This is a genomic window from Flavobacterium sp. LC2016-01 (assembly GCF_009711135.1).
Lineage (GTDB): Bacteria > Bacteroidota > Bacteroidia > Flavobacteriales > Flavobacteriaceae > Flavobacterium.
On the sequence record NZ_WMIC01000010.1, the window covers coordinates 1 to 22,537 of the forward strand.

Consider the following 22,537-nt stretch of genomic DNA (forward strand, 5'->3'; position numbering starts at 1 on the left):
ATCGAAGCGGCATCTTTTTGCGGGAACGTGAACATCTCTTTTAAACTGAAAATCCTTCCGCAAAAGATACAGCGCAGCGCCCGGCCCGAAGGGAAACGCCATAAATAGTTTTAGCTCATAAATACTGTTAAAGCGCTTCGTACCAATTTATAATATAATCGGCTACATTTTCCCAGCCTGGTTCTCCACAAATGAAGTGGCTTTTACCATCAAATATTTTGATATCTACACGACTGGTGTTGCTTTTGTATTTTCGTGCGATTGTTTCTGTCAGACCTGGTGGGAAGATATGGTCACTGCCACCACCAATAAATAAAATTGGTTCATGATGCTTTTTGAAATCGATATTCGAATAAGAATTTAGAACCAATTCGCGACTGACTTTATAGCTTTCTGGTACTGCAAATTTTTCAAATGCTTTTTGTTTTTCTGCTTGCGGAATTGTATTAAAAAAAGCATAATCATACCATTCTCTGCTGCCCATGAAATATTTTCCAGAAGAAAAGAATCCGAAGGCAGGCAATACTGTCTTTAGTGTTTGAAATGGCGGGAAAACATTTTTAGGCGGAGCTCCATCGATACTTACTCCCGCTGTGGCTTTTCCGAGTTCGACTAATTTCAATGCGGCCATACCAGCCATTGAATGCCCTATGACTAAAGGTTTTTCGGGTAAAGTATTTATTAACTTTATAATATTGTTTACAACGTCTATAAAACCGGTTTGTACTAAATCAGGATGTACTTTTGCGCGTAATTCTGTTGGATCTCCATCGTGTCCTGGGTTTGCTGGTGTATAAACTTTGTATCCTTTTTGTTCGTAGTACTGTTTCCATTCGGTCCAGGTATTGTCGTTTACAAAATTCCCGTGAATGAGTACAATAGTTTTTGATTTTGACATGATTATTTTATTAATGTTAGAATTTCTTTGAAGATTTCTTTTTTAGAGTCTTTAACAAGTTCATAAAGACACATTTCAATATTTGTTAATCCTGCTCCTTTATTTTGTAGTTTTTTCAAAGCCAAATCAATACTTTCTTTTGATCGGGAAGAAACACAGTCTGTTACGATTTCTACTTCGAAATCATTTGATAATAATCCTATAGCGGTTTGATAGACACAGATGTGCGTTTCAATGCCACAGATTAGCCATTGTTTTTTATTAGAATTTATAATAGCCTTTTTAAAATCATCATTATCAAAAGCATTGAAAGTATATTTTTCTATTGGTTTTTGATTCGGTAATAATTTTTGCAGTTCTGGTATAGTTGGACCAAGTCCTTTCGGATTTTGTTCCGCCCAAATTATCGGAATAGAGAGTATCTGGCAACCACGGATAAGTTTTTCAAGATTTGATACCAATTTTTCACTTTCGTTCACAATGCGGGCAAGCTTCCCTTGAACGTCTATTAGAATTAATCCTGTGTTTTCGTTTGCCAGCATGAGTTTAGATTATTTGTTAAATTAAATCTTCAAATTTCCTTTTCTTAAGGATTTAATTAATTGTTTTTTTTGCCTCTGCAGTTCTTTAATTCCATATTCCTTTGGTTGCTTTTGCTTCAATATCTTTGGCAAAAAGCGGTGTTTCCTCGTTGTTGTGGTTTACTAAATTTTGCTGCATTTCATTTGTAACTAATTTATAATCAGTTATTTTTAATGAATCTAGTAAAGTTATAAAATCTGGAGTTGAGTTTACAGCAACATGATTAAAAAGTTCACAGCTCGAAGAATCGTATTTTTTAATTCTTAATTCCCAGATAATATGAAGCTTTGTTTTTCCTGTTGGAGAAATAGAATCAGAAATGGATTGCACACGGCAATGATCCCTAAAGCTTATATTTTCAATATAATGCTGAATGAGCAGATTTCCTGCTATTTGTTCTACATTTATCGACATTCTCTTTCCTTCATTAGTTATTGAGTTTCCTGCTGCTAAATGATCTGCTGAGCAGGCTTTATATTCAGAATCGTTTAAGGTAAAGAGCCATTCTGTGATATCAATGCTTTCTAAAGGAGCATTTATAATTGCTTTGCACGTACTTTCGGCTAATAATTTCATTTTAAATTGGCTATAAATTCATCAGTGGTTAAGAGACTATGTCCATAATTTGGAAAATTGGTTTCGACAGTTGCTTTAATTTCGTCCCAATTAAAAGCGCCGATTCCATCTTTTATTAAAGTTACATGATAGCCTAGCTCGACTCCATATCTTGCAGTAGAATCAATACAAGTATTTGCTCTCATTCCGGCTAAAACAATTTGCGTTATGCTATGCTGTTTTAAAAGAAAGTCAAGATCAGTGTTGGCAAATCCGCTGGCTGTCCAGTGATTTTGGGTAATAAGATCTTCAGGATGCGGCTGCAGATCAGGATGAAACTCACCGCCCCAGCTTCCCTTTTCAAATAGTGTTAGTTTTAGGCTTCCCATATGCGAGGGAGATAAAAAATTCCAATTTAAATAATCACCTTTCTGAGTTTTTCGGTGTGGAGCATAAATAATCTGAATTTTATTTTTCCTGCATTCGTCTACCAGCTTTATTAAATTTGGGATTACATTATTTTCTATAACGGTCTGTTTTACTGCGTCCCATAATTTGCCTCCTTCTGAAAGGAAATCATTATAAGGATCTATTAATATTAAAGCCGTTTTGCCAAATTGATTTGTTTTCATCAGATTTAGATTTAAGAATTAATTACTTTAAATACTTTTTTAATTCAGCAGCAGCCTGAAGGAATAAAGCTTTGGTTTGAGGAATTTCAGCAAGTCCGTTTAATAATCCAAAATCATGAATCACATCATTATAACGAACTGTTGTCACTACAACTCCGGCATCGCTTAATTTGCGTCCGTAAGCTTCTCCTTCGTCTCTTAAAATATCATTTTCTGCAACTTGAATTAATGTTGGCGGAAGTCCTTTTAATTGTGCCAAAGTTGCTTGAAGCGGTGAAGCGTAAATCTCTTTTCTTTTAGAAGGATCTACATATTGATCCCACATCCATTGCATTAATGTGTCTGTCAAAAAGCGTTGTTTTCCGTATTTTTTATAAGATTCGGTTTCAAAATTGGCATTTGTAACAGGCCAGAATAAGATTTGTACTTTGTATAATGGAGTTCCTTTTTCTTTAGCCAGTAAAGCACTTGCCGTGGCTAGATTTCCGCCTGCACTGTTGCCAACGATTCCGAGTTTGTTTCCATCAACATTTATCTCATTTCCGTGTGTAGCGATCCATTTAGCCGCCGCATAAACTTCATTTACTGGCTGTGGATATTTAGTTTCGGGTGCCAAAGAATAATTCACAAAGACGCCTACATATCCTGTGAGAACACTTAGATCACGAACCATTCGTTTATGAGTTGGATAATCGCCAAGAACCCAGCCTCCGCCATGAATGAACATAAAAACAGGCAGTTTTCCCTTTGCTCCAGCTGGTCGTACAATGTTTAGTTTGATTTTATACCCATCAGAAGTAATTTCTTTTTCTGATTCTTCAATTCCTGATAAGTCGACTTTAAAAGCGTTTTGAGCGCCAACAAGCACGTTTCGAGCGTCTGGAACTGGAAGCGATTCCAATGGTGCTCCTCCAGAATTTAGAGGTTTCAAAAATTCTTTGACAGCTGGTGTCAAATGAGGGTCTGAGGCATAATCTATTTGGGCGTAGCTATTAGTTGTCATCGTTATTAAAATTAGAAACGGGATTAATACTTTGTGCACTATATTTAGATTTTTCATGATCGTTGATTTTAAGAATGATTTTATTTGACAGAATAGGGTAATGAAAGATTTCCGCTGGCAACCGTATAAACCTTATACACACCAAGCATTGGTTTTGCTCCTTCGCTATCATGTGAACCTCCGGCTCCTGTGCTTACTTCCATATAGCAGCTTACTGCATCAAATTTGAAATTAGTTTTGTTGTTAATTCTAAAATCAGGTACAATGACTTTTATGGAGGTTCCTTTTGCAACGATATTAAATCCTGGACTATCCATATACATTGCCATTCCTGGATTTGTTGGTGGCAAAATGACATTTGGATCTCCTTTGGTAAATTCTTTTACTGAAAGGCCTCCGCCAACGCGTTTATCTTCAACTAATAAAACCCAATGTGCATGCCAGATTAAACCATCATTTAAATAATTTCCGTCGAGATTTTCATCCCAAAGCGGTGTATCTTCAAAATCGGGGTGTGACGTTAGGGCGAGTGCCACAATTCCTTCGGCTTGACCGAAACCTATGTCAGATGATTTTAAAGTAGTCGGGAAAACATATGCTAAAACTGGAGCTCCATTTAATTGCCCAACTGGTTTTGGCATCGTTTTTCCAGCAGTTCCTTCCACTTTAATGTCCCAAATAGTAAGACCTAAATCTGCTTTATGTGTAATTGCTGCCGACTTTATTTTAAAATCACTGTTGTTATAAGTACTGCATTTGTCACAAGCTTTTGCTGTACCATAATTTAAAAATAGAATTAATAATAGCAATATTGACTTTTTCATGGTAAGTGGTTTTAAGAGTTAATTTTCTTAGGAAACCAATTTATATGCCATGCCATAAAATGCCTGTTAATGGCGATTATAGCGCTTTTTTCAGGTTTAAAAAGCGCTATATTTCGCTAAACAAATTTTGATTCGTGAGATTTCGCTATCGATAAATAAAATAATCTAAAACGCTGTTTTCTAATCACTTCACTTTTTGGTTTATAGGGAAATCTTTTGAGAATTCGATTTTAAGAATTGTTCCATTTTGATTTTCTAAAGAAAATGCAGCATCTAAATCATCGCTTAAACCTTTTATCAGACTCAACCCAAATGAATTGATTTTTTTAGCATTCATATTGGCATCAAAACCAATTCCGTTATCAGAAATCGTAAGCAGATATCTGTTTTCAGATGTAGCTTCAAGAGTAATATGAATCATTCCTGTTCTATCAGTTGGGAAAGCGTATTTGATTGAATTTGTTATAGATTCATTTAAAATAAGTCCTAGAGGAACAGCTTGAGCAACATCTAATTCCAGCGGATCAATTTTTAAATCAAATCGGATTCGTTGTCCAAGAGAAAAAGATTCTCTTAAATATTCTACCAATTCTTTAATGTAATTGGGCATATTAATCGTCGAAATATTTTCTGAATTATATAATTTTTGATGAATTAAAGACATAGAATGAATACGATGCTGGCTGTTTTTAATAGCAGATAATGCCATATCATTTTCAAGATAAGCTGATTGTGAATTGAGCAGACTAATTACGGTTTGAAGATTGTTTTTTACTCGATGATGAATTTCTTTTAAAAGCCATTCTTTTTCATCAAGCAAATGCCTCAGATTAATGTTTTTCTGGTTGATTTCTTTTTCTTTAATTTCTAATGCCGTATTTGTTTGCTGTTTAAGACGATAGCGGCTGTATAAAAGGCCAATAGTCAGCAAAAGAAGCACTAAACTCCAAATGGATACAGTATTTAATAATTTTGATTTTTTCAGCGCTGTTTCCTTCAAATTAGATTCTTTGCTGAGCAGTTTTATTTTTTGTTCTTTATTTACTGTTTCGTATTGAATTTTAAGTTCTTCAATTTGTCTGTTTTTTGCGTAATCTAAAACCGAATCGCTTAATTTTTTATACATTTTATGATGCACTAAAGCTGATTTAAAGTCACCTTTAAGCGAATCAATTTTGTATAAGGATACCTGGAGGGCTTCTGAATTATATGGTTTGTTATATTTTTTTGAGAGTGCAAAAATTTTGTCCGTATAAAATTGTGTTTTTTTCAAATCACTGCGATTAGCGTAGAACAAAGCAATAGTAGAGTAGCTGTTAGATACGTCTCTAACGGTTTGTGGTGAGTCTAGAAGTGTACAATAATCAGCTGTTTCTTTAAAATATTTTTCTGCCAAAGTATAATTATAAAGCCTCCAGTAGCAATTTGCGTAGGCATATGCCACAAGCATTTTGTCAAAATTATTTGTGGGAGGATAGTTTTTGGTTACCGAATTCATGTAATCAATTGCCTCCTTATTTTTTCCTCTCATTGATATCGAAGCAGTTGCTGTAATAAAGCTTTTATACCAGCTGCCGCTATTAAAAACATGCTGTCCGTACTGCATACTTTTTTCAGCTGTTTTTCTTGCATCATCATAATGACCAAGCATTAAATACATAATTCCAAGCCTCATATAAAAAATATCAGCAAAAGTATAATCGTTGGTGTTTTCCATTGTTTTTACACTTTTTAAAGCATAATACAAGGCATTTTTTATATTAAACTGAACACTTTCAATATATGCAATTGTAGTTTCTCCAAATTGCTGCTGTCTAAAACCAATTTTGCGCATTGCTGCAATATTTTGATACAAGATTTTTTTAGCCACATTGAGTTTTCCGCTCCAAAAATAAATGGTGCATAATTTCATTTTTGCCTCAATTATTTTTTCTTGAAAACCTAATTTCTCATATAGTGATTGTGTTTCTTTTAGAATTTTTTCTTTTTCGGGATCTAATTCAAAAAGATACGTTGCCTGATTGTTCAGAGCATCTGCGAGTGCGGCTTTATCTTTTTGTTTTCGGCATTCATTTACAACTTGTTGGAAGCATTTTTTACTTTCTGGAAAATTACCAATTTGAAAATAATATTTACCCAAAAGCATTAAACTTTGATGCTGCCATTTTTGTATTTTCAGCTGATTGCTGATTTTTACAGCTTCAGTTATATATTGATTTGCATTTGCAATATCATCAGGTTTCGTAAAAGGCTTAAATAGGTAGTAATTTCCTAGTTGCAGCGCTAATTTGATTTTGTCTGTATTTTTTGATTTGGCCAAAAGCAGTTTTGCAGAAGTAATATCTTCTCTTTCAATTAAATCGTTTCCAATTAAATACGAGCCATCATTAAACCCTTCATCGTAGGCTAATGAAATGGGCAATTTATAAGCTTTGCATGCCAACACAACAGAACTGTCAGCATCAATTGCACCTTGATTTGAATTGTATATATAAGCAGAACAAGTTTGTATAAGCAGACGCTTCTTTTTAAGATCATAATTAGCCGTAGGGGATGAGTTTTGTGCGGCGGAATTGAATACAATTAGAAATAATAGACAAAAAAAATAGAGTGGCTTCATACTGATTTTTGAATTAAATTTTTATTACTTTTTTTGATCAATAACTATGAAATAATTAGGGCGTCATATTGCGGAAATGTTCTGAAAATTCATATTAAATGTGATTTTTATTCATTGATTTTAGGAAAACGTCTGTTTTAATTGTGATAATTAACTATTTTTGTATCAATAAATTAAGTGCAATTTAAGACAAAATTTTCTTTTTATGAAAAAGACTGCAGATATTGAATATGGAGTTGTTTCTTCAACAATACAGAAGCGAATTTTAATCGTGGAAGATCAATTTATTGAAGCACATGATTTGCAGTTGATACTGGAAAAAGCGGGTTATGTCGTTACGGGAATTGCACGTTCTGTAGAGCAGGCTTTGGAGCAAATTGAAAATGAAAAACCAGATTTAGTTTTCTTGGATATTATGCTGAAGGGAACTCGAAATGGTATTGAATTGGCACATCTTCTTAAAGAAAAATTTATCGGATTTATATTTATTTCGGCCAATTCAAGCAAAAGTATTTTAGATCAGGCAAAAATGACCCAGCCTTATGGTTTTATTGTAAAGCCTTTTAGAGATCAAGATGTTTTAACAACTCTCGAAATCGCATTTTACCGTCAGGAATATAGTTTAGAAACACAGTTACACCAGCAATTTCAGCTTCAGAAAGAGATTACGGAAATTATAAATGCAAATTTGAAAAGAGAAGATGCATTATTGGCTTTTGGAAAAATAATTCAGACTTTTATTCCATTTGATTATTTAGAAGCCGGATTTGCAACGGCGCCAGAATATGATCATCTCGGAATTATTCGTAAAAATTTAGACGATTACCAAATCATTAATCCGCAAAAGCTTTCCCAGATCACCGCATTATCAGACAAAGAAATAAATGATACGTACAAAAAATCAAAAATAGATTTGGAATCGATCATTTACAGCGAAGAAGCATTGATAAATAACTTCCAGGCAGCGCCGATAAAAGCATTAATCGCACATAATTTTGGAATAAAATCGTATTTGGTTTTTCCTGTTTCGACAACTTCAGTGCAAAACTATCAATTTACTTTTTACAGCAGAAATTTAAATATTTATTCGCAAGAAAATTTAAAACTTTTAAATTCTCTCGAAAACACATTTTCTCAGTTTATTGCAAAGATTTACTCGGAAGAAGAATTTAATTTACCGGTTAAAAAAATAGAAGCAAAAAAAGCAGATTCTGCAGTTAATCCAGAAAGCTTTGAAGGAATTATTGGCAACAGTTCGCAAATGATTTCGGTTTTTAATTATATCCGAAAAGTGGCTCCGTCCGATACTTCGGTTTTGGTTTTGGGTGAAAGCGGGACAGGGAAAGAAAAAATTGCAAAAAGCATTCATGCGCTTTCGCCTAGAAAAGATAATCCTTTGGTAATAATTAATTGTGGAGCAATTCCGGAAAATTTAGCCGAATCAATTCTTTTTGGTCATGAAAAAGGCGCTTTTACAGGCGCTTTAGAAAAACGTATCGGCAAATTTGAACTTGCTGATGGCGGCACTGTTTTTTTAGATGAAATAGGAGAGATGTCTTTAGAACTGCAGCTTAAACTGCTTCGTGTTTTACAGGAAAAAGAAATTGAGCGTGTTGGCGGTACTTCGTCAATAAAAATTGATGTTAGAATTATTGCAGCGACAAATAAAAATCTTGAAGAAGAAGTTGCGGCCGGAAGATTTAGAATGGACTTGTATTATCGTCTGTATGTTTTTCCTATTACAGTTCCTCCACTAAAAAAGAGAAAAGAAGATATTCCTGATTTAGCCAATCATTTTATAAAGATTTATAGTGAAAAAATGGGACGTAAAACATTGAATCTTTCTGATTTTGCGCTTCAGCAAATTATGAATTACAATTGGCCAGGAAATATCAGAGAACTTGAACATGCCATACAACGTGCCATTTTATTGACAGATGGAAATACAATTAAGGAAATTGAACTTTCAACGTCTTCAAAAATGCATCCAGAAGTGGCATCTGAACCATTTTCTATTAAAACTATTTTAGAAAATGAAAGAGATTATATTCTCTATATTCTAAAAAAATGCAACGGAAAAATCTCTGGTGCAGGCGGTGCTGCCGAAATTTTAGATATCCATCCTTCGACTCTAAATTCCAAAATAAAAAAACTGGAAATAAAACGAGAAATCAGTTAAGAGATTTTTTCTAACCAGTCTGCAATATATAGAGCGATATTTTCCCAATTTTTCTGACCTAGAGCATAATGATTCTGATTTTCAAATTCTTTAAAACAGGTTATGGAATGCAGATTTTTATATTTTTTAAAATTCGAATAATTAATTATTGAAGAAGTAAAATGATCCGCAGAACCAGATAAAAATAAAAGCGGACTGTGTTTTTTTTTGAAATTGATTTTTGAGATCTTAGAAAAAATACCTCTTATAAGAATTTTAGATTCGGGAATGATGAGTTTTTCATAACTATCTTTTTGTTCCTCAAATGACATTTTATTTGTAAAATAGTGCTGCCATTTTTTAAAAGACATTAAGTATGTTTTTTTTGCCGAAGTAAAAAAGCCTAATGGTTTTAAAATGGCTTTATAAAATGAGAAATTTACCGTAATTGCGTTTCTTGGGGGAAATGAATTTATACAAACTCCCGCATATCCTAATTCTTTTTCCATCAATAATTGCGTCAAAAGTCCGCCGTATGAATGCCCAATTAAAATAGGTTTTTCGGGAAGTTTTTCGATAATTTCAACATAATAATCCAGTAAATCATTCAGCGATATTGAGGCAATTTTTGAGTTCGGATGTTCTCTCCGTAAAATCTCAGCCGATTCATTTTTGTGAAGCCATGGAGGCGCGACTGTTTTATAACCTCTTTTTTCAAAAAAAACAATCCATTCATCCCAGCAAGAATGGCTAATGAAGGCTCCTTGGATAAACATAATTGTTTTTTTGTCAGATAAATGCATGTTGCTTTTTTATGTGATTATTTTCAGAAACGCACTGTTTTTTGTTATATATTTTCAAAGAGCAAGACAAAAGGAATGCCTTTTTTGTAAAGCATTGATTATAAAAGCATTTTTATATTGCATTGATTTAAACTTATTTATATATCGTTAAAACGGAGTTTCAATTATTGAAATATCATAATTTTCAATAATCAACAGATTAGCAATAAGAATATTAGAGATTTTGACCATTTTTTAGGTACGGAAATTTTAACTTTTTTATGGAATCCAGTAATTAATCTGGATGCTAATTTATTTTTTAGTGATTGCGGAATAAGATCTTTATAGTATCTTGGTGGCCGGTTTGGTAATCGGAAAAGAGGCTTTAAAATCTAAATGGCCAAATTCATTTTATAATGAAAATTATACGATTACAGTTAATTTATTAACGAGCAAACCTAAATTACAATCAATTTTTAGCCAATTCAGAAAACACAAAAAGGTGGTTTGTTTTTCTGGAGAGTGGTCAACCCAGAAAATTAAATTAAGATGACTCAAAGAAAAGTTATACTCCTGTGTATACTGTTTGCTTTTGTGACAGGATTCAGTCAGGAAAAAATAAAACAATCCATCAATTCGAATTGGCAATTTTATAAAGGAAAAGCCCAAACCACCGATATAGAGAATGGAAAAAATGTAGATTGGGAAGATGTCAACCTACCACACAGCTGGAATAAGTTTGATGTCATGGACGATCAATGGGGGTACTACCGTGGTGAAGGCTGGTACAAGAAAACGGTTTTTGTAAATCCGAGTTGGAAAAATAAATCGGTTTATCTTTATTTTGAAGGCGCAAGTCAGACGACTGAAGTTTATATTAACGGAAAAAAAGTGGGCTCACATATTGGCGGTTATAACTTTTTCAGTTTTCCGATCAATGATTTTCTTCGGTTTGATAATCTTGAAAAAGGAAATCAGATTGTGGTAAAAGTGGATAATAGTTACAACGAAAATATTCCACCTCTTGATGCCGATTTTACTTTTTACGGCGGAATTTACCGCGATGTTTATTTGGTTGCAGCAAACGAAATTCATTTTGATATGAGCAACAAAGCTTCTGACGGAGTTTTTGTAACAACACCTTCGGTTTCTGCTGCTTCGGCGAATTTTCAATTAAAAGGAATTGTTGAAAATACTTCTAATTCTTCAAAAGAAATAAAAATTGCTACAAAATTATTCGATGAAAATAATGTTGAAGTTGCCAATATAACTTCAGATTTAAAACTAAAACCAAATTCGAAAACCGAATTCAAACAGCTTTCAAAAGCAATTCAGAATCCGAAATTATGGTCGCCAGAGCAACCAACTTTATATAAAGCAGTTTCAGTTATTTTAGATAAAAAAACAAAACAGCAATTAGATTTGTTTTCTGCTCCGGTAGGTTTCAGGTGGTTTGAATTTACTGCAGATAAAGGATTTTTTCTGAATGGAAAACCAACGAAATTAATTGGTGCTAATCGTCATCAGGATTATAAAGATTTGGCGAATGCCTTGCCAGACGCTTTGGCTGAGAAAGACATGCAGTTGATAAAAGACATGGGCGGAAATTTTGTTCGTGTGGCACATTATCCACAAGATCCAGTTGTTTTAGAAGCCTGTGACAGAATTGGACTTTTAGCAATGGTTGAAACTCCAGAAGTGAATCGAATCACAGAAACGAAGGAATTTGAAGACAACAGTCTTGAAATGCAAAGAGAAATGATTCGCCAGAGTTTTAATCATCCTAGCGTGATTGTTTGGGCGTATATGAATGAAATTCTGCTTCGTCCGAGATACGATGATAAATCAATAGAAAGACAAACGTATTATAAAAACGTTGCAGCATTGGCACAAAAACTTGAAAATCTAACTAGAGAAGAAGATCCTTCAAGATATACGATGATTCCTAATCACGGCGCTTTTGATTTGTACAATTCGGTTGGATTAACTAAAATTCCAATGGTTGTTGGGTGGAATTTATATCAAGGCTGGTACAATGGCGAGTTTGGCGGTTTAGAAAAATACTTGGAAAAACACCATCAAGTTTTACCCGACAAACCTATGGTAATCACAGAATTTGGCGCTGATGCTGACAGAAGAATGCGATCTCAGAATCCGCAACGTTTTGATAAATCAATGGAGTATGCTATGTTGTATCACAAACATTATTTGAATGCGATTGAAAATCTTGATTATGTTGCCGGAGGAACAATTTGGAATTTAGTTGAATTTAATTCGGAAGGAAGAGCCGAAAGCTGGCCTCACATGAATAATAAAGGGATTATGTCGTGGGACAGAATTCCGAAAGATGCTTATTATCTTTATCAAGCACGATTGTCTAAAAAGCCTGTTGTAAGTATTGGTTCTAAAGCTTGGACGAATCGTTCGGGAGTTTTAGCTTCTGAAAATGACGAATTTTATTATGAGAATCTGGAAGTTTTTTCGAATCAAAATGAAATCACTTTAAAAGTGAACGGGCAAAATTTAGGAAGTCAGAAGACAAAGGAAGGTTCGGTTATTTTTAAAGTTCCTTTTAAAAACGGAGTGAATTTGGTAGAAGCGTTTTCGACTTCAAACGAAAATGTAAAAGATTTTGCTTCAATTCATTATACGATTTACGCACCGAATTTAAACAGCAAAAAATATCCTTTTGAAAATATCCGAATCAGTTTAGGCGATAAAAGACAATATACGGACGAATTGACGAATCAAAACTGGCTTCCAGAACAGGAATATAAAACCGGCAGTTGGGGCTATGTAGGAGGTCAAGTTTATAAGATGCCTGGAAATCCTCAGATTCCATACGGAACAAATAAGTTGATAAAAGGAACTGAAAACGAACCAATTTATCAAACTCAAAGAGAAGGAATTGAAGCTTTTAATTTTGATGTTCCCGATGGAAAGTATGAAGTAACACTTTATTTCGCTGAGTTGGTTTCTGGAAACACGAGAGAAGCTTTGGCTTATAATTTGGCCGAGAAAAGTGCAAAGGAAGAAAAAGCTTTTAGAGTTTTTGATGTTTTGGTAAATGGTGAATTGTTTTTAGAAAATTTCGGAAACCAAAATTATCTAGAGCCTGAAAAAGCAGTCGATATGAAAACAACCATTTTTGTGAAAGACGGAAAAGGAATTCATGTTGATTTTAAAGCTAAAACAGGAAAGACAATTTTGAATGGAATTGAATTGAAAAGAATTTATTAAAAGAGATTAAAAAAGACTAGCTTCTTACATATAGATGAAGCTGAGAACTTTGTCAAAGTTTTAAACTTTGACAAAGTTGAATAGACAAAAGAGATCAAAAAAGAGCCAAGAATTTAGCTAAATTCTTGGCTCTTTTTGTTTTTAGAATAGTTTATTTATAATGTTTTCGGTTATTAGAAGATTTTAGAAATTGGCTTCAAATGATATGTTTGCTTTGTTAAATTAGTAAAATTCCTATAAAATGTTAAAAACACGGTTAATTACTAATCATCTTGTTTTTAGCTGTTTAAAATTTCGAAATCAATTTCGTTAACAATTTTTTTTCAAAAAAAACCTTTAAAATTTTTGAATTAGAAATTTTAATATACTTTTGTTCTATCAAATTAGTAGAGTTTAAAATTAACTCAACAAAATCGGCATATCAAAATATATTTATTCTTGAGAAGACGAGAAAATTTTTTGAAAATTTCATCTTTCAAGAAGGCATTTTTAAAAGCTCTTGAATCTCAAAATCATAAAAAATATCAAAAGATGAATTCTGAATTATTGCATCAGAATCATGAAAAAGACCAAAACAAATAGTAATAATCAAAAAAAAAAAGAAAATGAAAAAACGAATGTGCAGTGAATAAAAAAACCATTTCTGTTGCAGCAGAAATGGTGAAGCTTAAAAGAAATTGTTCATCTCTATAAGGAAAGCGAGAATGGAGTAAATCTGTTTTCGGCTCACCTTTTATTAAACTAAAACAAAGTAATGAAAAAAAAATTAAATACATATGCATGGTTATGCATTTTATTGATTTCCATAGGACTTAGAGCTCAAGAGACTAAGCCTTTAATTCAGTCAAAACTCGAAGGAACCGTAATCGACGCTGTTACAAAGGAGCCTGTTATTGGTGCTTCGGTAAACATTAAAGGGACTACACACGGAGTAGTAACCGATTTAGATGGGAAGTTTTTTTTCCAGACAGGACAAAAATTTCCATATACATTGATAGTAAGTTATCTAGGGTATAAAAAAGCCGAAGTTGTAGTGAATCAAAATGCAGTGGTTATTGATCTTACTGCAGAACAGAATGTTTTATCTGAAGTTGTAGTTACAGCCTTAGGTATTACAAAAGAAAAGAAATCGTTAGGTTATACTACTCAGGCACTTAAAGGAAAAGAATTATCAGATACAAAAGAGACTAACTTTTTAAATAGTCTTACTGGTAAATTAGCAGGTGTGCGTATCACTAATTCACAGGGAGATATGGGATCTTCACGTATTGTTATTCGTGGAGAAACTTCTATTGCAGGAAACAATCAGCCATTGTTTGTTGTTGACGGAATTCCGGTAGATAACTCACAGCTGAACTCAGGAGGAGCAACTAGAGATTTCAAAAACGCAATTTCTGATTTGAATCCACAGGATATTGAAACACTAACAGTATTGAAAGGTCCTAATGCGGCAGCTCTTTACGGATCGCGTGCGGCGCATGGAGTTGTTTTAATTACTACAAAATCTGGAAAAGGTCAAAAAGGACTTGGAATTAGCGTTAACTCTGGTATAACAGTTTCTCAAGTGAGTACTTTGCCTAGTTATCAAAATACTTTTGGACAAGGATCAAACGGAAAGTTCAGCTATGTTGATGGTAAAGGAGGAGGAGTTAATGATGGAGTTGACGAAAGCTGGGGGCCAAAAATGGACGGACGCTTGATTCCGCAATTTTATTCAAATGGCGTTGCAGTACCTTTTGTAGCTCATCCTAATAATGTAAAAGACTTTTTTAATACGGGAGTTACTTATGATAATAGTGTTTCTGTAGCTAAATCAGATGAAAAATCAGATTTTCGCTTAGGAGTAAACAATCAAAAACAATTAGGAACAGTACCTAATAGTGAAGTAAATAAAACAAATTTCACTGTTAATACCAATTACCAAATATCTCCAAATATTAAGGTAGGAGTAACGGCTAATTATACTGTTACTAATGCGCCACAATTACCTGGAGGACCATCAGGAGGTCGTGCGGCTGGTGTAATGCTTCAGTTTCTTTGGTTTGGACGACAAGTTGATACTGATGAACTTAAGAACAATTGGAATCAGAACTGGAACAACAGCTATTACAGCAATCCCTACTGGAATGCGTATTACAATACTACAAGTCAGCAGCGTAATCGTTTAATTGGAGATATTCATTTGGATGTAAAAATTATCGATGGACTTAATTTTAGATTCCGTACTGGAGTTGATTATTATAATGACCGCAGAAAATACACAATCAAATACGGAACAAATGGAACTCCATTTGGGTCTTATGCAGAAGATGCTTATACTGTAAACGAACAAAATACAGAAGGAATCCTGCAATACACTAAAAAACTGAATGATGATTTTAGTTTAGATGCTCTTGCTGGAACTAATATTCGTAACCACAGTGATGCAAATAATTATCAAAAAGCACCACGTTTGGCTGTGCCAGATTTATACACATTGACAAATTCAAGAGATCCGTTGACTTCATCAAACACGTTGTCAAGATTGAGAGTTTACAGTGCATACGCTTCGGCACAATTGGGTTTTAGAAATTATGCGTTTTTAAACTTAACAGCTCGTAACGATTGGTCGTCAACATTGCCAAGCAGCAACCGTTCTTACTTTTATCCTTCTATTAATGGAAGTTTAGTGTTAACTGATGCTTTGAATATTAAAAGCAATACTCTTGACTTCTTAAAAGTTCGCGGAGGATGGTCTGAAGTAGGTAATGATGCAGATCCGTACCAATTATCAACAGTTTATAATTTTCAGACAGCATTCGACGGAAATCCTATTCAAACTTCTTCACAAAGGAAACTTAATGAGAATCTGAAACCAGAAACAACTCGTTCTTCTGAAGTTGGTTTAGAAGCTTCATTCTGGAAAAACAGACTGCATTTTGATGCGGCTTATTATAATACGAATAGTTTTGATCAAATTTTAGAGATAAAAACTACAGCTTCAAGTGGTTATAATTCACAGTTGATCAATGCCGGTAAAATAAACAATCACGGTATTGAAATTCAATTGGACGGAAACCCTGTTCAAACTGAAAACTTCAAATGGAATGTTGGCGTGAATTATTCAAAGAATATAAGCGAAGTAAAAATTCTTGATTATGATAAACAGATTCAGAACTACACAATTGGTTCTTCTGGAGGTGTTGATGTATTAGCTTCTGTAGGACAAGCTTATGGAGCGCTTTACGGGACAGCTTATCAGCGTGATGCAAACGGAAATATTGTAGTTGGAGCAAATGGATTGCCAAAAGCGGATCCTGCAAAGAAAGTTTTAGGACATTATACTCCTGATTATTTAGCAGGTATAACAAACACATTCACGTATAAAAATATTGAATTGTCATTCCTTGTTGATGCGAGTGTAGGAGGAGAACTTTTTTCAGGAACAAACAGAACAGGTGATTATACAGGGGTCTTAGCTCAGACGCTTCCAGGCCGTGATGCTGCAAATGGTGGATTAAATTACTATGTAACAGGTACTACAAAAACGTTATTGCCTGCAGGTGCAACAGCTCCGGGCGGTGCAGTGGTATATGATGATGGTATGATCTTTAATGGAGTTTATGCTGATGGAACAAAAAATACCTCAGTGCTTAGTGCACAGGAGTATTACAAAGCGTCATACAATATCAGTGAGGCATACATTTACAGCTCTACTTTTGTAAAAATGAGAGAGATAAAACTGGCGTACAATTTAAATAGATCATTTGCTAAAAAGCTGGGATTGGTTGGAGCAAGTATTACTGCTGTAGGACGTAACCTGTTCTTTATTTATAAAGATGCACCAAATATTGATCCTGAAACAGCTTTCACTACTGGAAATGCTCAAGGTTTGGAGAGTTTAGCTTTGCCAACTACAAGAAATTTCAGTCTTAATGTTAATCTTAAATTTTAAAAACACGAAATCATGTTAAAAAAACTATCCTATATAACATTGTTTGCATTATCGCTAGTCTCCGTTTCTTGCAGCGATACTTTGGATGACATTAATGCAAATCCAAATGCAACGGAAACCCCATTGGCACCTTACCTGTTAACAGGAACATTAAAACAGGGCGCCGACTTATATTGGGGGTCAACAAATAATTTTGACTCGTCTTTACTGTTTGTGCAGCATTGGGCTAAAATCCAATATACTGAGCCTGATAGATATGATGTATCAAATACTTCTTTCACATCTTTATGGAATACAGGATATGCAACTTTGGTTACAGATTTGAATACCATTATTAATTTTCCTGCAGAACAGGCAAATTCAAATTACAAAGGAATTGCATTAACATTGCGTTCATGGACATTTTTATTGCTGACCGATGCTTACGGAAGTATTCCTTATAAAGAAGCAGGTCAAAAAGTAACGCCGGCATACAATACTCAAAAAGAGGTGTATACAGGATTGCTTGAAGATTTAAAACAAGCTCAGTCTTTACTAAATGCATCAAATGGAGCTGTTACAGGAGATTTAGTATACAAAGGAGACATTACAAAATGGAAAAAACTGGTAAATTCACTTCGTTTGCGTATTGCATTAAGAATTTCTGATAGAGAACCAGCATTAGCGAAACAAGCTGCAATTGATGCAACTAGCGATGCCGCTGGGTTACTTAGCAGTAATAATGATACTTTTAAGTTTACTTACATCAGTTCGCCACAGCAAAATCCAGCTTCGGCATGGTTTGAAACTCGTGATGATTATCGTATTTCGAAAACATTGGTTGATAAATTATATGAGTTAGTTGATCCACGTTTACCAGTATATGCACAATTGCCATCAGATGCAAGCGTTGGTAAATATGTTGGAGGTGCAAATGGATTATCAAACAGTGATGCAAATAGTCAAGGTTTTGCTAAAACATCAAAACCGGGAACTTATTTCTTGACGTCAACATCACCAGCTGTAATTGCTTCTTATTCAGAAACATTATTTAATCTTTCTGAAGCAGTTGCAAGAGGTTATATTTCTGGAGATGCTGAACAGCTTTATAAAAGTGCCATTACTGCATCGTTCAACCAATTTGGAATTACAGATGCAACTGTTATCGCTAATTATTTAAATCAGGCAACTGTAAAATATGATGCTTCAAACTATGCAAAATCAATTGGTACTCAAAAATGGATCGCTTTCTACGGACAAGGTCTTGACGCTTTTACAGAGTGGAGAAGACTTGATTATCCAGTATTGAAAGCCGGACCAGCGACAGTTTTAGACGGACAGATTCCTGCACGTTTCTTCTATCCGGGTACAGAACAATCTTTAAATGGAGTTAGTTATCAAGCAGCAGTAGCTGTTCAAGGTAAAGACCTTCTTACAACCAAACTTTGGTTTGATGTGAAATAATTAAATTTCACCTAATAAATATTTGAAGAAGCTAAATCGAAAGATTTAGCTTCTTTGTTTTTAGACTATTTGTGACCAAATATCTTTTTTATAAGTGTGATAGTTACACAGTGTTATTGTTTGAAAAGAGTTATTTCTGCCTTTTTTAATGATTTCTATTTTATTTATAATCGAGCGATCAAATAATCATTTCTCTTTTTAAAACAAATCTGATTTTACACCCTTTTTTGCATTGATTTTATTTCGTTTGAATATTATGTAATTTTTCCTGCTTTTTTTTATTAATGCCATTTTTTTAAGGTAAAAATGGTGCTGAATTGCCTTCGCAAGACTATAGTATCCCCAAAAATGTATTTTATTACCCCTCCTCAGAACCATTATTATCCAATTTTGCACAGTAGATCACAAATCGATTCCACCTTAGTCGAGTGATTGACACTAACTAATTAATTAACCAATAAGTAGAACCAAAAATGACAAATTTTATTAGGATTAAAAATGGTCCTGATTGTGTATCGGTATTTAGTTTGAAAAAGAAAATGATAATGCTCTGTGCATTGCTTTCTTTAACTCAGATTGATGGATACGCAATTAGTGCAAAAAGTGCAAAAGAACATGAAAATGTAGACTTTCAAAAAAACGTTAAGGGAATAGTAGTTGATGAAAGCGGCATGCCGATGCCAGGAGTTTCAGTTTTAGAAAAAGGAAGTAAAAATGGTACTTCAACAGATTTTGACGGAAAATTTACTTTAAAAGTAGATAACGAGAATGCAGTGATAGTTGTATCTTATTTGGGCTATGTAACTACCGAAGTTAGCGTAAAAGGAGAAGCTTCAATTACTGTAAAAATGAAAAAAGCGACTACTTCATTAGACGAAGTTGTTGTTGTTGGTTACGGTAAAATGAAGAAAAAGGATTTAACAGGAGCAATTGTTCAGGTAACGCCTGATAAACTTGCGAATCAAAATCCGCAGACAGTTCAGGACATCTTAAGAGGTACGCCTGGTATTAGAGTAGGATATGATCCTTCAGCAAAAGGAGGAGGAAACATCCAGATTCGTGGTCAGACTTCTGTGTATACAGGTGCAGATTCAAAAACGGGAGGCCCTCATAATTCACCGCTTATTATTTTAGACGGAATGCAGTTTTATGGTGAGTTATCAGAAATCAATCCTGATGATATTCAACAACTTGATATCTTAAAAGATGCTTCGGCAGCATCTGTATATGGATCAAGAGCTGCGGCAGGGGTTATTCTTATTTCAACTAAAAAAGGAAAAAGCGGTAAGCCTATCGTTAGTTTTACTACAAACACAACAATTAGCAATAAAAGTGCTTATCGTGGTGTGTATTCTCCAGAAGGATACTTAAAATATCGTGAAGATTGGGAAACTGCCCAAACTTATGGTGTAAACACAACAACTAAACAATACGAAGCATTTATCGCAGGAACAGTTGCAAATGGCAAACCGGGATACTTTTCGAATCCAAATGATTTAGGAAAATGGGGTATTACTGAAGCGCAATGGTTAGCGTATCAGCCCGCTACTCAAACAGCAGGAAAAAGCAGTAAAGAAGTTTGGGGAACACGTTTAGGATTAAATTTTGATCCTTCGTTAATGGCAAATTTCCTAGCAGATAAAACGCATGATTGGAGTAATAGTTCTTTTAGAACAGGAATTAATCATGATAACAACTTAAGTGTTTCTGGAGCAAGTGACAAGGTAAACTATTATATGTCTTTTGGTTATTTAACTTCAGAGGGAGCTATTGTTGGAAATGATTATAAATCAGCTCGTTCTAATATGAAAGTTGACGCTAAAATTACAGATTGGCTTGATTTTAGTGCAAACGTTAATTTCCAAGATCGTACAGATGGAGATATTACACCTTCGTTAGGTACAGAGTCTGGACAAAATAATATGATGAGAACAAGCCCGTATGGAACTTTTATTGATGCAAATGGCAACTATGAGAGACAACCAATGGGGAAAAACGTTTCAGGACAGAATTATAACTATTACTACGAGCGTCAATTTATTGAGCAGGAGAGAGGATATGTAACATTGAATTCAGTTTTCAATACAAAAGTTACATTACCTTTAGGTATTACATATTCATTTAATATTGCTCCTCGTTATCAGTTTTATCACCAACGTGATTTCAAGTCAACACAAAATCCGAATTTCCCTGCCGCTACTAATGGAGCAGTTAGGAATAATAATATGAGATTTGATTATAATTTGAACAATACATTAGCATGGGATTATACGATTGCTGAAAAACATCACATTATTGCCACTTTTGTTCAGGAAGCTGAAGAACGTCGTTATTGGTCAGATGGAATGGACGCGAATAATATTCAGCCTTCAGATGCTTTAGGGTTCCACAATGTTAATACTGCAACTCTTGCTAATAGCGTGCTTAGATCAAATGATACACATGAAACGGCAGATGCTTTGATGGCAAGACTTTTCTATTCATTTGACAACCGTTATATGTTGACAGCGACTGTTCGTCGTGATGGATATTCAGCTTTTGGAGCTTCAGATCCTTATGCAGTTTTCCCTTCTTTTGGAGTTGCATGGAACTTTAAAAATGAAAGTTGGTTCAATTGGGATGCGATGACCACAGGAAAATTACGTTTATCATGGGGTAAAAATGGAAACAGATCTCTTGCAGATCCATACATTTCTTTGGCAAACTTAGTAAACACTGGTACAATGGGGTATTTAGATGCTTCAGGAAAACCGCTTGAGTTGAAGTATTTATCACTTGATCGTATGGCAAATCCAAATTTACAATGGGAAAAAACTACATCAACAAATATTGGTCTTGACTTAGGTTTCTTACATGATCGTATCACGGCTACTTTAGACCTTTACAAAACGGCTACTCATGATATGATTATGAGTCAATCGTTGCCTGGTTTCACTGGATTCTCAGCAATTGCAACCAACCTTGGAGAAGTTCAAAACAAAGGTTTTGAATTAAGTCTTAACACACTTAATATGAAAACACCAAATTTTGAATGGCGTACTACAGTTGGTATATCTTATAACGAAAATAAAATTGTGTCATTATATGGCAATATGGTAGATATTAAAGATGCTGCTGGTAATGTTATTGGAAAAAAAGAAGGTGATGATTCGACTAATGGATGGTTTATAGGTAGACCAATTACTCAAATTTGGGATTATAAAGTAACTGGAATTTGGCAAAAAGATGAATGGAAAGAAGCTCAAAGATATGGACAGCGTCCTGGAGATCCAAAAGTTCAAAACAGCTATACAGCAGATGACGTTGATGCAGTAGATGCAGATGGTGTTGCTTACAAAAAAGCAGTTTACAATGAAAAAGATAAGCAGTTTATTGGGAATTCAAATCCTCCAGTACAGTGGACGTTGCGTAATGACTTTAAGATTTATAAAAATTGGGACTTAGGTATCAGTATGTATTCATATGTTGGAGGAAAATCACTTAGTTCAATTTATATGAACACTTTCAACGACAGTAGTTTGTACAAATTCAACTTCAATCCATATGTAAATCCGTATTGGACACTTGACAATCCAACAAATGAATGGGCTCGTCTTGATGCTAAAGGACCTGCTGGAACTCCAGCTGCCCCAGGAAGATTGTATGATCGCAGTTTTGTTCGTTTAGATAACATTTCTATAGCGTATACACTTCCTAGAGATCTTTTAGATCGCGCGCATATTAAAAATATTAAAATTTATGCTTCTGTTCAAAATGCCGCAACATGGTCTGCTTCTAAAGAATGGAAATATTTTGGAGATCCAGAAACAGGAGGATTGGCTACAAGACAGTTTAATTTAGGTTTTAATTTCCAACTTTAAAAATTA

General features: G+C 34.2%; 13 protein-coding genes. 5 read left to right on the forward strand and 8 right to left on the reverse strand.

The window, feature by feature from the left end; translation table 11 throughout:
• Positions 1 to 127 precede the first annotated feature (127 nt).
• The 7 genes from GKZ88_RS18600 to GKZ88_RS18630 all read right to left on the reverse strand — a co-directional run bounded on the left by GKZ88_RS18600 (position 128) and on the right by GKZ88_RS18630 (position 7,114).
• Positions 128 to 898, reverse strand: coding sequence for an alpha/beta hydrolase (locus GKZ88_RS18600; RefSeq protein ID WP_155103818.1), 771 nt, complete (start codon positions 896 to 898; stop codon positions 128 to 130).
• A 2-nt stretch (positions 899 to 900) separates the two neighbouring features.
• Positions 901 to 1,440: a hydrolase gene (locus GKZ88_RS18605; protein ID WP_155103819.1), complete on the reverse strand. Its 540-nt coding sequence runs from the start codon at positions 1,438 to 1,440 to the stop codon at positions 901 to 903.
• Between the two features lie 85 nt (positions 1,441 to 1,525).
• A complete protein-coding gene (locus GKZ88_RS18610) occupies positions 1,526 to 2,056 on the reverse strand; it encodes a hypothetical protein (RefSeq protein ID WP_155103820.1) in 531 nt (176 codons plus the stop codon).
• Positions 2,053 to 2,667 (reverse strand): isochorismatase family cysteine hydrolase, encoded by a 615-nt coding sequence (locus GKZ88_RS18615; RefSeq protein WP_155103821.1) that lies wholly within the window; start codon positions 2,665 to 2,667, stop codon positions 2,053 to 2,055. The genes GKZ88_RS18610 and GKZ88_RS18615 overlap by 4 nt, the downstream gene beginning before the upstream one ends.
• A gap of 22 nt (positions 2,668 to 2,689) precedes the next feature.
• Positions 2,690 to 3,727, reverse strand: a complete 1,038-nt coding sequence (locus GKZ88_RS18620) for an alpha/beta hydrolase (RefSeq protein WP_230392550.1) — start codon at positions 3,725 to 3,727, stop codon at positions 2,690 to 2,692.
• 23 nt (positions 3,728 to 3,750) lie between these two features.
• Positions 3,751 to 4,494, reverse strand: coding sequence for a hypothetical protein (locus GKZ88_RS18625; protein ID WP_155103822.1), 744 nt, complete (start codon positions 4,492 to 4,494; stop codon positions 3,751 to 3,753).
• A gap of 184 nt (positions 4,495 to 4,678) precedes the next feature.
• Entirely contained in the window at positions 4,679 to 7,114 is a 2,436-nt protein-coding gene (locus GKZ88_RS18630; protein WP_155103823.1) for a sensor histidine kinase, read from the reverse strand.
• Between the two features lie 205 nt (positions 7,115 to 7,319).
• Here GKZ88_RS18630 and GKZ88_RS18635 point away from each other — a divergent pair, with 205 nt between their 5' ends.
• Entirely contained in the window at positions 7,320 to 9,293 is a 1,974-nt protein-coding gene (locus tag GKZ88_RS18635; RefSeq protein ID WP_155103824.1) for a sigma 54-interacting response regulator, read from the forward strand.
• Here the strand turns inward: GKZ88_RS18635 and GKZ88_RS18640 are convergent.
• Positions 9,290 to 10,048, reverse strand: a complete 759-nt coding sequence (locus tag GKZ88_RS18640; RefSeq protein ID WP_155103825.1) for an alpha/beta hydrolase — start codon at positions 10,046 to 10,048, stop codon at positions 9,290 to 9,292. The genes GKZ88_RS18635 and GKZ88_RS18640 overlap by 4 nt on opposite strands.
• 555 nt (positions 10,049 to 10,603) lie before the next feature.
• Between GKZ88_RS18640 and GKZ88_RS18645 the strand changes: the two genes are divergently transcribed.
• From GKZ88_RS18645 to GKZ88_RS18660, 4 genes are all read left to right on the forward strand, one after another.
• On the forward strand, positions 10,604 to 13,294 hold the full coding sequence (locus GKZ88_RS18645; RefSeq protein WP_155103826.1) for a glycoside hydrolase family 2 TIM barrel-domain containing protein: 2,691 nt from the start codon (positions 10,604 to 10,606) through the stop codon (positions 13,292 to 13,294).
• Positions 13,295 to 14,048: 754 nt separating this feature from the next.
• Positions 14,049 to 17,228: a SusC/RagA family TonB-linked outer membrane protein gene (locus GKZ88_RS18650; protein ID WP_155103827.1), complete on the forward strand. Its 3,180-nt coding sequence runs from the start codon at positions 14,049 to 14,051 to the stop codon at positions 17,226 to 17,228.
• 12 nt (positions 17,229 to 17,240) lie between these two features.
• Positions 17,241 to 18,671 carry a SusD/RagB family nutrient-binding outer membrane lipoprotein gene (locus GKZ88_RS18655; protein ID WP_155103828.1) on the forward strand — a complete coding sequence of 477 codons (1,431 nt, stop codon included), beginning with the start codon at positions 17,241 to 17,243 and terminating at the stop codon, positions 18,669 to 18,671.
• Between the two features lie 473 nt (positions 18,672 to 19,144).
• Positions 19,145 to 22,531: a SusC/RagA family TonB-linked outer membrane protein gene (locus GKZ88_RS18660; RefSeq protein WP_155103829.1), complete on the forward strand. Its 3,387-nt coding sequence runs from the start codon at positions 19,145 to 19,147 to the stop codon at positions 22,529 to 22,531.
• Positions 22,532 to 22,537 lie beyond the last annotated feature (6 nt).

Bases quoted from the DNA above. Each gene is read 5' to 3' on its own strand.
- GKZ88_RS18645 (WP_155103826.1), top strand. From the start codon at position 10,604: ATGACTCAAAGAAAAGTTATACTCCTGTGTATACTGTTTGCTTTTGTG.
- GKZ88_RS18635 (WP_155103824.1), top strand. From the start codon at position 7,320: ATGAAAAAGACTGCAGATATTGAATATGGAGTTGTTTCTTCAACAATA.
- GKZ88_RS18660 (WP_155103829.1), top strand. From the start codon at position 19,145: ATGACAAATTTTATTAGGATTAAAAATGGTCCTGATTGTGTATCGGTA.
- GKZ88_RS18615 (WP_155103821.1), bottom strand. From the start codon at position 2,667: ATGAAAACAAATCAATTTGGCAAAACGGCTTTAATATTAATAGATCCT.
- GKZ88_RS18605 (WP_155103819.1), bottom strand. From the start codon at position 1,440: ATGCTGGCAAACGAAAACACAGGATTAATTCTAATAGACGTTCAAGGG.
- GKZ88_RS18630 (WP_155103823.1), bottom strand. From the start codon at position 7,114: ATGAAGCCACTCTATTTTTTTTGTCTATTATTTCTAATTGTATTCAAT.
- GKZ88_RS18600 (WP_155103818.1), bottom strand. From the start codon at position 898: ATGTCAAAATCAAAAACTATTGTACTCATTCACGGGAATTTTGTAAAC.
- GKZ88_RS18610 (WP_155103820.1), bottom strand. From the start codon at position 2,056: ATGAAATTATTAGCCGAAAGTACGTGCAAAGCAATTATAAATGCTCCT.
- GKZ88_RS18620 (WP_230392550.1), bottom strand. From the start codon at position 3,727: ATGAAAAATCTAAATATAGTGCACAAAGTATTAATCCCGTTTCTAATT.
- GKZ88_RS18650 (WP_155103827.1), top strand. From the start codon at position 14,049: ATGAAAAAAAAATTAAATACATATGCATGGTTATGCATTTTATTGATT.
- GKZ88_RS18655 (WP_155103828.1), top strand. From the start codon at position 17,241: ATGTTAAAAAAACTATCCTATATAACATTGTTTGCATTATCGCTAGTC.
- GKZ88_RS18625 (WP_155103822.1), bottom strand. From the start codon at position 4,494: ATGAAAAAGTCAATATTGCTATTATTAATTCTATTTTTAAATTATGGT.
- GKZ88_RS18640 (WP_155103825.1), bottom strand. From the start codon at position 10,048: ATGTTTATCCAAGGAGCCTTCATTAGCCATTCTTGCTGGGATGAATGG.